General features: G+C 55.1%; 13 protein-coding genes and 3 tRNA genes. 8 read left to right on the top strand and 8 right to left on the bottom strand.

The window, feature by feature from the left end; translation table 11 throughout:
* Positions 1-171 precede the first annotated feature (171 nt).
* Complete coding sequence (gene syd, locus ACX8ZY_RS04705) at positions 172-720, bottom strand: SecY-interacting protein (protein WP_010672142.1); 549 nt, start codon at positions 718-720, stop codon at positions 172-174.
* A 62-nt stretch (positions 721-782) separates the two neighbouring features.
* Here syd and queF point away from each other — a divergent pair, with 62 nt between their 5' ends.
* From queF to xni, 3 genes are all read left to right on the top strand, one after another.
* A complete protein-coding gene (gene queF, locus ACX8ZY_RS04700) occupies positions 783-1628 on the top strand; it encodes an NADPH-dependent 7-cyano-7-deazaguanine reductase QueF (RefSeq protein WP_022623809.1) in 846 nt (281 codons plus the stop codon).
* A 169-nt stretch (positions 1629-1797) separates the two neighbouring features.
* Positions 1798-3162, top strand: coding sequence for a nucleotide 5'-monophosphate nucleosidase PpnN (ppnN, locus tag ACX8ZY_RS04695; RefSeq protein ID WP_010248605.1), 1365 nt, complete (start codon positions 1798-1800; stop codon positions 3160-3162).
* 34 nt (positions 3163-3196) lie between these two features.
* Entirely contained in the window at positions 3197-3952 is a 756-nt protein-coding gene (gene xni, locus ACX8ZY_RS04690) for a flap endonuclease Xni (RefSeq protein ID WP_158131411.1), read from the top strand.
* 24 nt (positions 3953-3976) lie between these two features.
* Here xni and rlmM read toward each other — a convergent pair whose 3' ends face one another.
* From rlmM to ACX8ZY_RS04670, 4 genes are all read right to left on the bottom strand, one after another.
* Complete coding sequence (gene rlmM / locus ACX8ZY_RS04685) at positions 3977-5077, bottom strand: 23S rRNA (cytidine(2498)-2'-O)-methyltransferase RlmM (protein WP_010248609.1); 1101 nt, start codon at positions 5075-5077, stop codon at positions 3977-3979.
* Positions 5070-5465 carry a DUF423 domain-containing protein gene (locus tag ACX8ZY_RS04680; RefSeq protein ID WP_010248611.1) on the bottom strand — a complete coding sequence of 132 codons (396 nt, stop codon included), beginning with the start codon at positions 5463-5465 and terminating at the stop codon, positions 5070-5072. The genes rlmM and ACX8ZY_RS04680 overlap by 8 nt, the downstream gene beginning before the upstream one ends.
* Positions 5466-5515: 50 nt before the next feature.
* On the bottom strand, positions 5516-6433 hold the full coding sequence (locus ACX8ZY_RS04675; protein WP_003854641.1) for a transcriptional regulator GcvA: 918 nt from the start codon (positions 6431-6433) through the stop codon (positions 5516-5518).
* 334 nt (positions 6434-6767) lie between these two features.
* Entirely contained in the window at positions 6768-6992 is a 225-nt protein-coding gene (locus ACX8ZY_RS04670; protein ID WP_010248613.1) for a YgdI/YgdR family lipoprotein, read from the bottom strand.
* Positions 6993-7201: 209 nt separating this feature from the next.
* Here ACX8ZY_RS04670 and csdA point away from each other — a divergent pair, with 209 nt between their 5' ends.
* Positions 7202-8410: a cysteine desulfurase CsdA gene (csdA, locus tag ACX8ZY_RS04665; protein WP_022623811.1), complete on the top strand. Its 1209-nt coding sequence runs from the start codon at positions 7202-7204 to the stop codon at positions 8408-8410.
* 2 nt (positions 8411-8412) lie between these two features.
* The gene (gene csdE / locus ACX8ZY_RS04660) at positions 8413-8868 is read left to right on the top strand and encodes a cysteine desulfurase sulfur acceptor subunit CsdE (protein ID WP_010672147.1); all 456 of its coding nucleotides are present in this window, start codon (positions 8413-8415) and stop codon (positions 8866-8868) included.
* Here the strand turns inward: csdE and tcdA are convergent.
* Positions 8847-9659 (bottom strand): tRNA cyclic N6-threonylcarbamoyladenosine(37) synthase TcdA, encoded by an 813-nt coding sequence (gene tcdA / locus ACX8ZY_RS04655; protein WP_010248618.1) that lies wholly within the window; start codon positions 9657-9659, stop codon positions 8847-8849. The genes csdE and tcdA overlap by 22 nt on opposite strands.
* 48 nt (positions 9660-9707) lie before the next feature.
* A complete protein-coding gene (gene mltA / locus ACX8ZY_RS04650) occupies positions 9708-10856 on the bottom strand; it encodes a murein transglycosylase A (protein ID WP_010248620.1) in 1149 nt (382 codons plus the stop codon).
* A 203-nt stretch (positions 10857-11059) separates the two neighbouring features.
* Here mltA and ACX8ZY_RS04645 point away from each other — a divergent pair.
* The 3 genes from ACX8ZY_RS04645 to ACX8ZY_RS04635 all read left to right on the top strand — a co-directional run bounded on the left by ACX8ZY_RS04645 (position 11060) and on the right by ACX8ZY_RS04635 (position 11409).
* Positions 11060-11136, top strand: a tRNA-Met gene (locus ACX8ZY_RS04645).
* Positions 11137-11201: 65 nt separating this feature from the next.
* Positions 11202-11278: transfer RNA gene (locus ACX8ZY_RS04640), tRNA-Met, on the top strand.
* A gap of 54 nt (positions 11279-11332) precedes the next feature.
* A tRNA-Met gene (locus ACX8ZY_RS04635) sits at positions 11333-11409 on the top strand.
* 110 nt (positions 11410-11519) lie between these two features.
* Here the strand turns inward: ACX8ZY_RS04635 and amiC are convergent.
* On the bottom strand, positions 11520-12764 hold the full coding sequence (gene amiC / locus ACX8ZY_RS04630) for an N-acetylmuramoyl-L-alanine amidase AmiC (RefSeq protein WP_033772514.1): 1245 nt from the start codon (positions 12762-12764) through the stop codon (positions 11520-11522).
* Positions 12765-12923 lie beyond the last annotated feature (159 nt).

Below are 12923 nucleotides of genomic sequence, written 5' to 3'. Positions count from 1 at the left end.
TCACAGCAGAACTTTACGAAATGTGCGGCGTAAATTCAGATAAACGCCATTAAGTTGATGATTCACAATATTTTTACATCTCAGCCTTCCGGAAGTCTCACCTGTTATATAGCGATCTCTCACAGCACGTGTAAGAGATGTCTCACAAGACCAGGGGCAAATCACTGCAACTCAGATGATAACCGGTTGTAATGACTTAAGAAATATCTCAAGCGTTTCCGCTAATTTTACACGCTGTTTACCGCCGGGCTGCTCCAGAATCACTTCGCCGCTGAGATTAGAAAGCGAGATGATCTCCTGTTCTGACTCGGTGGTGGCGATAAACAGCGTAGGCGACTGTTTAAGGCGGCGCTGCATCACCAGATGCCCGATCAGATTCTCCTGTAAACGCAGGAAATCATCCTCACTCCAGACCTGTAAGAGTGTCAGCTGATTCTCACCAAAACTGGCCTGCATATCGCCGGCAAACTGCGTGGTATAGAAAGCCGTGATCTGCGGCTGGAGCTGGATGTCGATCGCCCGCTCAACCGCATCCAGCGTCTGTGGCAGAGTAAAAGGCTGCGGCTGCCAGACGACCCGCTGATCGCGATCCTCCAGGGCACAGGGCGAAGGTACGCCAAAGAGATCGCTGCTGGCCGGCGCATGCCCGGCCTGCTGAAGCCAGTGCTGGCAGTACCGGGTGGTAAAGTCGCGCAACGCGGCGGCAGTTTGCTGCATCATTCATATTCTCACTTCTGATGGGTTACACTTAGCCACTTTGATTAATTTTGGTGGTAACCGCAATGACTACTCACGAACAGGATCAGGCACTCAGCAACCTGACGCTGGGCAAACCCACAGCCTATCACGATCATTATGACAACAGCTTATTGCAGGCGGTGCCGCGCAGCCTGAATCGTGAACCCCTTGGCCTGTTTCCCGACAGCCTGCCCTTTACCGGCAGTGATATCTGGACCCTGTATGAACTCTCGTGGCTCAACAGCAAAGGTCTGCCACAGGTTGCCGTTGGCGAAGTGGTGCTCGATGCGCAGAGCCGCAACCTTATCGAGTCAAAAAGCTTCAAGCTCTACCTTAACAGTTTCAACCAGACCCGCTTTGCCGACTGGGGCGAGGTTCGTCAGACGCTGGAGCGTGACCTGAGTGCCTGTGCTGAAGGTGAAGCGCGGGTCGCGCTGTTCCGTCTCAATGAAGTGGAAGGTCAGCCCATCGGCCATTTTGAGGGGGTTTGTATTGATGAGCAGGATATCGCCATAGAGGATTATCGCTTCAATGCTGACTATCTGGCCGATGCTGCGGGCAGCGAAATCGTTGAAGAGACGCTGGTCAGCCACCTGCTCAAGTCAAACTGTCTGATTACCAATCAGCCCGACTGGGGCTCCGTGATGATTCGTTATAAAGGCCCGCGTATCGACCGTGAAGCACTGCTGCGCTATCTGGTCTCATTCCGCCAGCACAACGAATTTCACGAGCAGTGTGTCGAACGTATTTTTAATGATGTGATGCGTTTCTGCCATCCGGAAGCGCTGACGGTGTATGCACGCTACACCCGTCGTGGCGGACTGGATATCAATCCATGGCGCACTAATGTGCCCTTCTCGCCCGGTTTTTCGCGGCTGGTCCGTCAGTAGTTTGCGAGACTTCTCGCAGGCTGCATGCACTAAGCGCAGTTCCGCTTGAGCTGTGCGGGCCGACAAGGCTACTCTGGTGATGGCGGCTACCTGCGGGTGGCCGACCAGGGATTTTCGTCACTGCCGTTGCAGTGCCAACACGCACCCAGGCGGGTGTAAAGGAGTTCATTTGATTACCCATATCAGCCCTCTTGGCTCAATGGATCTGCTTTCACAGCTGGAAGTCGATATGCTCAAGCGCACAGCCAGCAGCGACCTCTACCAGCTGTTTCGCAACTGCTCTCTTGCCGTGCTTAACTCCGGCAGCCAGACTGACAGCAGCCAGGAGCTGCTCTCCCGCTTTGAAAATTTCGACATCAATGTGTTGCGCCGTGAGCGCGGCGTCAAACTGGAGCTAATCAATCCACCGGAAGAGGCGTTTGTGGATGGACGCATCATCCGTTCACTGCAGGCTAACCTGTTTGCGGTGCTGCGTGACATCCTGTTTGTCAGCGGCCAGCTCAACATGCCGGGTCGGTTAACTGCGGCTGAAGAAAATGACTCCGCCACTATTACCAACACCGTGTTTTCCATTCTGCGTAACGCGCGGGCGCTGCACATCGGCGAGTATCCCAACACTGTGGTCTGCTGGGGCGGTCACTCGATCAACGCCGTTGAGTACCAGTATTGCCGCAATGTCGGAACTCAGCTTGGACTGCGTGAACTGAACATCTGTACCGGCTGCGGGCCGGGTGTGATGGAAGCGCCAATGAAAGGGGCCGCCGTAGGCCATGCTCAGCAGCGCTATCGTGACAGCCGCTTTATCGGCCTGACCGAACCCTCCATCATTGCGGCAGAACCGCCGAATCCGCTGGTGAATGAGTTGATCATCATGCCGGACATCGAAAAACGTCTGGAAGCTTTTGTGCGCATCGCCCATGGCATCATCATTTTCCCGGGCGGCGTAGGGACCGCAGAAGAGTTGCTCTATCTGCTGGGCATCCTGATGAATCCGCAGAACAGCGATCAGGTATTACCGCTGATCCTGACCGGGCCGGAAGAGAGCGCCGACTACTTCCGCGTGCTGGATGATTTCATCGTTAACACCCTGGGCGAACAGGCGCGTAAGCATTATCAGATCATCATCAACGATGCAGCCGAAGTGGCGCGTCTGATGAAGAAAGCGATGCCGCAGGTAAAAGAGAATCGTCGCGAAACCGGCGATGCTTACAGCTTTAACTGGTCGATTCGCATTGAACCCGATCTGCAGGTGCCTTTCCTGCCAACCCATGAAAACATGGCGAATCTCAATCTCTACACCAATCAGCCACCCGAAAAGCTGGCTGCTGACCTGCGCCGCGCCTTCTCAGGCATCGTAGCCGGTAACGTCAAAGAGATGGGCATCCGCGAAATCCGCGAGAAGGGACGCTACAAACTGCATGGCGACCCCGACATCATGCACCGCATGGATGAGCTGCTTCAGGGATTCGTTGCACAGCAACGCATGAAACTGCCAGGCACCGCCTACATTCCCTGCTACGAAATTATCAAATAAACCAGGAGGCAGCCCCCGGGCTGCCCATACTCTCATGGCTCTTCATCTTGTTATTGTTGACGCGTTGAATCTGATTCGCCGTCTGCATGCGGTACAGGGCTCACCCTGTGTCGAAGGCTGCGTGGCCGCGCTGCGCCAGATACTGGGTCACGCCCATCCGACTCATGCGGTGGCGGTGTTTGATGGCGAAGCACGTCATCAGGGCTGGCGTCATCAGCTGCTACCCGATTACAAAAGTGGTCGCCCGCCGATGCCAGACGATTTACAGGCAGAGATGCCGGCGTTACAGGAGGCCTTTCGCGCCGCAGGCGTAAGCTGCTGGATAGCGGGCGAGGATGAAGCGGACGATTTAGCGGCGACGCTGGCGGTGAAAATGGCTCAGGCCGGACATCAGGCCACCATTGTTTCAACCGACAAAGGCTACTGTCAGCTGCTGGCACCTGAGATCCGCATCCGCGACTACTTCCAGAAACGCTGGCTTGATCTGCCTTTTATTGAGGCTGAATTTGGTGTGGCGCCACAGCGGTTACCCGACTACTGGGGATTGTGCGGCATCAGCAGCAGTAAAATTCCGGGCATCACCGGCATCGGTCCGAAAAGCGCGAAACAGCTGCTGACAGAGTTTCACACGCTTGAAGGGATCTATCAGCAACTGGATCAGGTGCCAGCCAGATGGCGGGAGAAGCTCGCTGAGGGTCGGCAGATGGCAGAGATCAGCCGTCAGGTCGCAACCCTGAAGCGGGATCTGGTGCTGCAGGGCAATCTGAATACGCTGCGTTATACCGGCTGAGTGCCCTTGCACTCAGCCCGGCGATTAACGTTCGTCGCGACGACCACCGGCAGCCGCCCAGATTCGGCGCACATGTACCGTCACTTCTTCGCGGTCATGATAAAGCTGGCGGGCGCGAATCTGCACGTTAATGCCATTATCATCAAATCGTTCCTGCATCATGGCCAGATTCTGCGTCACCTCTTCATAGCGCTTTTTCATGGGCAACTTAAGGTTGAAGATCGCTTCACGGCACCAGCCGTTAACCAGCCAGTCGGTCATCAGGTTAGCCACGCGCACCGGCTTCTCCACCATGTCACACACCAGCCAGCTGATGTTGGTGCGTGGCGGACGGAATTTAAAGCCATCTGCTTTCTCGTGCATCACCTGGCCCGTATCCATCAGGCTCGGTGCCATCGGTCCGTTATCCACCGCATACACCATCATGCTGCGCTGCACCAGCTGATAGGTCCAGCCGCCCGGACAGGCACCGAGATCCACGGCGTACATGCCGCTGGCTAAACGCTCATCCCACTCATCCGCAGGAATAAAGACGTGAAACGCCTCCTCCAGCTTAAGGGTGGAACGGCTTGGCGCATCGGAGGGGAACTTAAGGCGTGGAATACCCATGTAAAACGGCGAGCTGTTTTCCCGGATGGAGTAGCCGACGTAACAGGTGCCTGGCGCGATGAAAAACACATGCACGACCGGGCGTTTCGGGCTCTCATAATTCAACAGGATTTTGCTTTCACGCAGTGCCGAGCGCAGCGGCACGGTGAACTTGCGGCAGAACTTAGTCAGCTCTTTGGCTTCGTTGGTGTCTGGCACTTCAACACGCAGTTCGCCGCCCTTTTCCACTACGCCGGTCAGCATGCCGACAATCGGGGTAATGCGATCTTCCTGCGGCAGGTCACGCAGCATTTCGCCGACGACCAGCATCTGACGGGCAAAAATCAGCTCGTCAAATGGCAACTCACGTGCCAGCCGCTCGGCATCTTCAAACTGATAGCACTCAAACAGCACGTAGCCAGAGTCATCTTTAACCCGCGGAAAGCCGTAGATTTCACGTTCAGCCGCTTTGGCGCTGATTTCCGCCGCACACTCTTTTTCAAAACCGGGACGACAATAGAGTAAAACTTTATTCATGGCGTTCTGCCTTTCGTTTAAGACGCAGCGCGCCAATCAACATCAATACCCAACCGGCGAGGAAACAGACCCCGCCCACGGGTGTGATAAAAACCCAAAACTTCAGATGTGACAGCGCCAGACAATAGAGGCTGCCACTAAACAGCACGGTGCCGAGCGCCATCAGCGCACTGCTCCAGTAAAACCAGATATTGGCGCGGCGTAACATCGCAGCACCCAGCCCCATCACCGCTAAGGTGTGATAAGCCTGATATTCCAGCCCGGTATGAATCCAGGCCATTTCAGCCGCACCAAGCGACTGACTCAAAACGTGGGCACCAAATGCGCCAAAAGCCACCAGCAGAAATCCGCTGATAGCCGAAAAAACAAACATGGCACGACTGGACATTAACCGATCCTCAGAGTCCTTTTGCATCTGAATGCAAATAAATCAATATGTTATTGTTGATAGCGAAAGCGGAATTTTTCTTGTTCGGTTGCAGCTTTTTCCAGGATCCACTGTCGGAAGGCGGCTATTTTACCCAGTTCTGCCTGACTGTCATGACAAACCAGATAAAAAGCGTTTTTACTGACTAATACATCATTAAACGGGCAGATTAATCGCCCGGCTTCTATTTCGCTCTGCGCCATGACGTTATTCGCCAGCGCCACGCCCTGACCATGAATCGCCGCCTGCAATACCATGGCGCTGTGGCTGAAGATTGGCCCCTGCTGCACATTGATATGCTGCAGGCCCAGTTGCCGGATATAAGATTGCCAGTCCCGGCGGGAGGCATCATGCAGCAGAGTAAAACGCGACAGATCCATCGGCGTTTTCAGCGGATTATCCCCGGTCATCAGCGACGGTGAACAGACCGGCAGCAGATATTCGGCATAAAGTTTTTCAACCCGCAGGCCGGGCCAGTTACCCCGGCCGTAAAAAATCGCCACGTCGACATCGTCGGCCAGTTTCTCTTCGTCGCGGTCAACCGCCTGGATACGCACGTCGATTCCCGGATAAGCCATATTAAAGCTGGAGAGGCGGGGAACCAGCCACTGAATGGCAAAGCTCGGCAGTAAACTAACGGTCAGCGCACCCTTGGCACTGCGTGCCTGCAGTTTGCGGGTCGCTTCGTTGATTGCCGAGAAAATCTCTTTGATATCGAGATAGTAGCTTTGTCCTTCTTCGGTCAGTAATAGCGAACGATTCCTCCGGCGAAATAGCTTTAACCCCAGAAAATCTTCCAGAGATTTAATCTGATGGCTTACAGCAGCCTGGGTGACAAACAGCTCTTCTGCGGCTTTGGTAAAGCTTAAATGGCGTGCAGCTGCATCAAAAACACGCAGTGCGTTGAGAGGAGGAAGGCGTTTCGACATGGTTTTCCGTATCCGGATCGGCAAAAAATACGCTGGCTTATACAAAGCGTTTACGTATTAGAATTTTTAATCCGAGGCATTATAATTTGTCCGTTGAGGAACCTCCAGCAAATACCTATAGTTGCCGCACTTCCTGAGCCGGAACGAAAAGTTTTTAGATTTGTGAGTGAGTTCGCAGATTTTCTGAAAGCTTTTGGCTTGTGGTCGTGATGTTGTGTTTGCAATTTTTGGTCCGACGATTGCGGATCGAACTCTTAATTCCTGTAGATTTACCCTGTCTGTCCATAGTGATTTTTAAATAGCACCGCAAATTGCGGTGCTTTTTTTTTGCTGCTTAGTTGCCAGACTCTACCATCTCTTTGACATCAGAGCGGTTGATTTGCTGCTCGTTGCCATTCGCATCTTTATAGCTGATCATGCCGGTATCGTTATCGACTTTAGGCTTGCCGGCAGCCACAATGGTGCGACCATCATTGGTATGCATCACGTAATTGCTTGAACAGGCACTCAGGGTAAAAGCCAGGGTACACACGGCCAGTACTGCGGTTAATTTTTTCATCTGCTATCTCCTTGTAGATTGATTGCATCAAACCACCCGCGTTACGCTAACCAGAGGCAGCCGATAAGTGAGATCGACTAGTAAACGTCCGATCGTTATGCGGGTTTGGTTCAAACCTTGCAATATTCAGCATAACGCGCTTTTCCAGCTTTGCCAGACGCAGACCATTCTTTCAGTGTGGTCCTAATTTTTCTTATCATGGACCAGGCATGACCGCATTCAATCCCACCGCATTTCGCCAGCAGTTTCCCGCACTCGCCGACGCAGGCGTTTATCTCGACAGCGCAGCGACCACGCTGAAGCCGCAGGCTGTCATTGACAGCACGCAGCAGTTTTACAGCCTCAGCGCGGGTACAGTCCACCGCAGCCAGTTTGCCGCCGCCCAGGCCTTAACCCATCGCTATGAGCAGGCGCGCAACCAGGTTGCCCGCTGGCTTAACGCCGCTGACGATCGTGAGATTGTCTGGACGCGCGGCACCACCGAAGCGATAAACCTGGTGGCAAACAGCTGGCTGCGTCCGCGCTTACAGCCTGGTGATGAGATTGTGGTCAGCGAGGCAGAACACCACGCCAACCTGGTGCCCTGGCTGATGGCTGCGCAGGCGTGCGGTGCCCGCGTCGTAAAATGGCCGTTAGGCGCAGATCGCCTGCCGGATATCAGCCAGCTGCCCGCCCTGCTCAACAGCCGTACCCGCCTGCTGGCGATCGGACAGATGTCGAACGTCACCGGCGGGTGTCCCGCACTCGCTCAGGCGATCCCGCTGGCTCACGCCGTGGGCGCGAAAGTGATGGTCGATGGCGCACAGGGCGTGGTGCATTGTCCGCCTGACGTACAGGCGCTGGATATCGACTTTTACGCCTTTTCCGGACATAAGATTTACGGCCCGATGGGCATTGGCGCGTTATATGGCAAAGCGGAACTGCTGGAGGCGATGGAGCCCTGGCAGGGCGGCGGTAAGATGATAACGGATGTCGATTTCAGCGGATTCACGCCGCAGCCGGTGCCGTGGCGTTTTGAGGCTGGCACCCCGAATGTGGCGGGCGTGGTGGGCCTGAGTGCAGCACTGAGCTGGCTGGCACAGTACGATCTGCCCGAAGCGGAGCGCTGGAGTCAGCAGCTTGCGACGCTGGCGGAAGAGCAGCTGGCGGAATTACCCGGTTTCCGCAGCTTCCGCTGTTCAAATGCCAGCCTGCTGGCATTTGAATTCGCTGGCCTGCATCACAGCGATCTGGTGACGCTGCTGGCTGAGCAGGGAATCGCCCTGCGCGCTGGCCAGCACTGCGCGCAGCCGTTGCTGGCGGCGCTGGGCGTCAGCGGCACGCTGCGGGCCTCTTTTGCACCCTATAATAATCTGCAGGATGTTGATGCGCTGGTGCGCGCTATGAAGAGCGCCATCTCGCTGTTATCGGAGTTTTGATTATGCATTCATCGCCGTTAGCGCCACACCCGTTTGGCGAACAGATTACCGTTGCCAGCCTGAAAGAGAGCTTTGGCCGCTTTCATCAGTGGGAAGATCGTTATCGTCAGCTGATCCAGCTGAGCCGCCAGTTGCCTGCCTTACCCGGGGAACTGAAAACAGCAGAAATTGAACTGAGCGGTTGTGAAAATCGGGTCTGGCTGGGCAGCCAGTTACGCGAAGATGGCACGCTGCATTTCTATGGTGACAGTGAAGGACGTATTGTGCGCGGCCTGCTGGCCGTGCTGCTGACCGCCGCTGAGGGCCAGACGCCGCAACAGCTGCTGGCGATGGATCCCTTAAAACTGTTTGATGAACTGGGCCTGCGCGCCCAGCTCAGTGCCTCCCGCAGCAGCGGCCTGCAGGCGCTGGCCGCCGCAGTGGAGCACGCCGCGCGTCAGGCGCTGACGGCGTCCTGACGGGCAGCACGCGCCAGAAACTTCTTCAGCGCATGCGAGACGGCAACAAAGCCGAAGGTGGCGGTTACCATGGTGGCCGCGCCAAAGCCGGAGGTGCAATCCATTCTCTTCGGCCCCTCCGCTGTGCTGCGTGAAGCACAGACGCTGCCATCAGCCTGCGGATAGACCAGCGCTTCGGTAGAAAAGACGCAGTCGATGCCAAGTTTGCCCTTGCTGTTTTTCACCACGCCCAGGCTTTTCAGTCGTTCGCGCAGCTTTGCCGCCAGCGGATCCTGGATGGTTTTCGCCAGATCGGCGACCTGGATCTGAGTGGGATCGATCTGCCCACCCGCGCCACCGGTGGTGATCAGCGGGATCTTATTCCGGCGGCACCAGGCGATCAGCGCCGCTTTCGGTCGCACGCTGTCGATAGCATCGATCACATAGTCGAAACCGGCTGCCATCAGTTCGGCGGTGTTCTCTGGCGTAATAAAGTCATCAATGCAGATCACTTCACAGTCAGGATTAATCGCACGCAGCCGTTCTGCCATCACTTCTGTTTTAGCTTTGCCGACGTTGCCCTGCAGCGCATGAAGCTGCCGGTTGGTGTTGGTAATACAGACATCATCCATATCAATCAGGGTGATTTTACCAATCCCGGTGCGCACCAGCGCTTCCGCCGCCCAGGATCCGACACCGCCAATACCGATGACGCAGAAGTGTGCGTCAGCAAAACGTTGCAGCGCATCCTGGCCATAGAGACGCGCCGTGCCGCCAAAGCGCTGATGCCAGGCGTCATTTAACACTTTCATAGTTGAACCTGTTACGTCGTGCGGGCCCGAAGGCCCGCAGAGAAGAAGTTAGTTAGCGCCGAGAAGCAGTGAACCATTATTACCGTTTTGCGGGCTGGAAAACAGCGGTTGTCCGGCACCCGGTGCGGCTTTAATTACCCAGACGCGTCCGTAGTGATTATAGAAGCCCGCCAGATGCGCAGCGTCGGGGCCGATACCCTGATAGATATCAAAGTGCTGGCCTTTAATCGCGCCACCCACGTCGAGTGCCACCATCAGGCGCATCTCATATTTGCCGTTGAATTTGCCCTTCTCATTTAACTGCGGCACTTCAGCCAGCAGTACGGTGCCCGCCGGAATAATTGAGCGGTCAGACGCAACGGAGGCTTTCGCCACCAGCGGAACTGCGCTGGCACCGCGCACCGGCGTAAATGGCTCAGCCTTAAAGAAGACGAATGATGGGTTGGTTTCCAGCAGCGCACGGACCTCCTGCGGTGAGTGCTCCTGCGCCCACTGACGAATCGCCTGCATCGACATATCTTCGCGCTTCACTTCACCGCGATCGATCAGCTCTTTGCCAATGCTGTGATAACCCCAGCCATTTTTACCGGCGTAACCAAAGAAGGTCATCGGGCGGCCATCGCCAAAGTCGACATAACCACTGCCCTGCACATCCATCATGAAGTTATCAATCAGGGAATTGCTGTAGGCGATGATGTAGCGGTCATCGAGTCCGCCACTATAGATAGAGGCGCGGCTCGGTAATTTTTCTCCGCGTTTGCGCGGCGGCATACGGTAGATGGGATACTGGAATTCGCCCTGACGGGTGTAGCGCGCTTCTACTACCGGCGTGTAGTAACCGGTGAACTGCACGTTACCGTAGTTATCCGTTCCCTCCATCTGCCAGGCGTTAAGCCCATACTGACGAAGCTGTCGGGTATCGGCACCCGCCATCAGCCAGCTCTCAATCGCGCTATAGGTGCCGTTCTGACGGCTATACAGCGCAGATGAGGCGGACTGAATCTGACGGACCTGCTCGCCAAAGTCTCTGCCATTAACCGGTGCGCCTTTGGCATTGGGCTGATTCACCAGCGCCAGCGGTTGTTCCAGTTTGCCATCTTTATATTGCTGACCGCGATCGGTCGGTTTGGAGCTACAGGCCGCCAGCAGCGTAATTAACGCGCCAGTGAGTGCATACTTCACCCAATGTGATTTCATTATCTTCTCTTTTTATAACTGTTCGCCCCGCGACGATAGCAAAGCCCCCGACAGAATGAAATGCATCCGCTCAGACGTCACGCATATCAGTTTAATAATTAACCAGATGGTTGAATCCTTCAGCAACTGGCTGTTAATTTGGCTTTTATCTGCAAAAAGGGGTTGCATGAATTAGCGCGGAGAGTATAGTGCGCTTCCACGGACGCGGGGTGGAGCAGCCTGGTAGCTCGTCGGGCTCATAACCCGAAGGTCGTCGGTTCAAATCCGGCCCCCGCAACCAATACTTCTGCAGCAGTTTTACAGAAGTCACAATGTGAGAAGTAAAAGTAATAGAAGCAATACGGACGCGGGGTGGAGCAGCCTGGTAGCTCGTCGGGCTCATAACCCGAAGGTCGTCGGTTCAAATCCGGCCCCCGCAACCAATACTTCTGCAGTTGTTTTACAGAAGTCACAATGTGAAAAAAGTATGATACGGACGCGGGGTGGAGCAGCCTGGTAGCTCGTCGGGCTCATAACCCGAAGGTCGTCGGTTCAAATCCGGCCCCCGCAACCAATCATTTAAACACCTGAAAGGGTGTTTTTTTGTTTCTGACGTTCCCAAAAGCCCCTTCAGCCTCTCTCTGCCCTGAAAAGCGCGCGGATAGCCCGGCTACCCGCACTCTTTTACCGATGGGCCAGTGCCGCCCCACTCTCCACATACGCTTTGATGCCGTTCAGAATCGCCTCAGCCACCTGATGCTGGTAACGGGTGGTTCGCAACTTGCGCTCCTCCTCCACATTACTGATAAACGCTGTCTCGACCAGAATTGACGGGATATCAGGGGCTTTCAGCACCGCAAATCCGGCCTGATCCACGGTGCGTTTGTGCAGATGGTTGATGCGCCCCATGCGATGCAGCACCTCTTTGCCGAATTTAAGGCTGTCATGAATCGTCTGACGCTGCACCATATCGAACATGGTGTGATCGAGATAGCGGTCACCGCTTTTGCTGACGCCGCCAATCAGGTCTGATTCATTCTGAGTCTGAGCCAGGAAACGAGCCGCCGCCGAAGTGGCACCGCTGGTTGATAAGGCAAACACTGAAGAGCCGCGTGCCGCGCGGCTGGTAAAGGCATCCGCATGGATCGACACAAAGAGGTCGGCACGCTGTTTACGGGCTTTGGCAACCCTGACGCGCAGCGGAATAAAGACATCTTCATTGCGCGTCATATAGGCTTTCATATTGGACTCTTTATCGATCAGCGCTTTGAGTCGCCGTCCAATCTTCAGCACAATATCTTTCTCACGGGTCTTATATTTGCCGTGCGCGCCCGGATCTTCCCCGCCGTGACCGGGATCGATCATGATAATGATCGGCCGGTCGCGCCCCGCTTTGCCGGGTAAGGGCGCCTGCACCCCTTCATCTTTCTCCAGATCGCCCTGGTTATAATCTTTCAGCAGGGCCAGCAGAGGATCGTCCTCAACCTGGTTCTGGCTCGGATAGAGATCGACCACCAGCCGGTGATTGATCCCGGCGACCGGCGAGAGATTAAAGATCTTCGGCGCGACGTTGCGCTTTAATTCCAGTACCACGCGCACCGTGTTGCTGTCGAACTGACCGACACGGGCATTTTTAATAAAGGGATCGTCGACCCGAACCTGCTTATCAACCCCTTTCAGAACCGGATTGAGATGCAGCCCCTGAATATCAATCACCAGGCGTTCGGGATTGCTCAGCGCAAACTGCTTGTACTTCAGCGCGACATTGGACTCCAGCGTCATCCGCGAGTAGGTCGATGAGGGCCAGATACGCACCGCCACAATGTGGTTCTTCGCCGCCAACCCTATCCGGCTGACGCTTAACAGCAGTAAGGCGCCCGTCCCCTGTAAAAATCGTCTGCGTGAAAAATGGGAATTAACGTCTGACATGCCGCTCCAGCTGCTGTGTAATGTCTAAAAAAGCGCCAGTTACTAAAATGGCGGCGAAAACTTTATCCAATCCGCAGCATGATGTCACCCCGGAAACCCTAAATAATGCAGGCTGTTAGCGGCTTTGACACCCAGAAAAACGTAAATTTTCGTCAGGAT

It is taken from the genome of Pantoea sp. XAF26B01_ASV70 (genome assembly GCF_054512635.1).
The sequence above is the reverse complement of the archived record's forward strand: the minus strand, read 5'-3'. Positions and strand labels throughout refer to the sequence as shown.

Coding starts and splice junctions, on each gene's coding strand:
- csdE (WP_010672147.1), top strand. CDS start 8,413: ATGCATTCATCGCCGTTAGCGCCACACCCGTTTGGCGAACAGATTACC.
- amiC (WP_033772514.1), bottom strand. CDS start 12,764: ATGTCAGACGTTAATTCCCATTTTTCACGCAGACGATTTTTACAGGGG.
- mltA (WP_010248620.1), bottom strand. CDS start 10,856: ATGAAATCACATTGGGTGAAGTATGCACTCACTGGCGCGTTAATTACG.
- xni (WP_158131411.1), top strand. CDS start 3,197: ATGGCTCTTCATCTTGTTATTGTTGACGCGTTGAATCTGATTCGCCGT.
- ACX8ZY_RS04670 (WP_010248613.1), bottom strand. CDS start 6,992: ATGAAAAAATTAACCGCAGTACTGGCCGTGTGTACCCTGGCTTTTACC.
- queF (WP_022623809.1), top strand. CDS start 783: ATGACTACTCACGAACAGGATCAGGCACTCAGCAACCTGACGCTGGGC.
- tcdA (WP_010248618.1), bottom strand. CDS start 9,659: ATGAAAGTGTTAAATGACGCCTGGCATCAGCGCTTTGGCGGCACGGCG.
- syd (WP_010672142.1), bottom strand. CDS start 720: ATGATGCAGCAAACTGCCGCCGCGTTGCGCGACTTTACCACCCGGTAC.
- csdA (WP_022623811.1), top strand. CDS start 7,202: ATGACCGCATTCAATCCCACCGCATTTCGCCAGCAGTTTCCCGCACTC.
- ACX8ZY_RS04675 (WP_003854641.1), bottom strand. CDS start 6,433: ATGTCGAAACGCCTTCCTCCTCTCAACGCACTGCGTGTTTTTGATGCA.
- ACX8ZY_RS04680 (WP_010248611.1), bottom strand. CDS start 5,465: ATGTCCAGTCGTGCCATGTTTGTTTTTTCGGCTATCAGCGGATTTCTG.
- rlmM (WP_010248609.1), bottom strand. CDS start 5,077: ATGAATAAAGTTTTACTCTATTGTCGTCCCGGTTTTGAAAAAGAGTGT.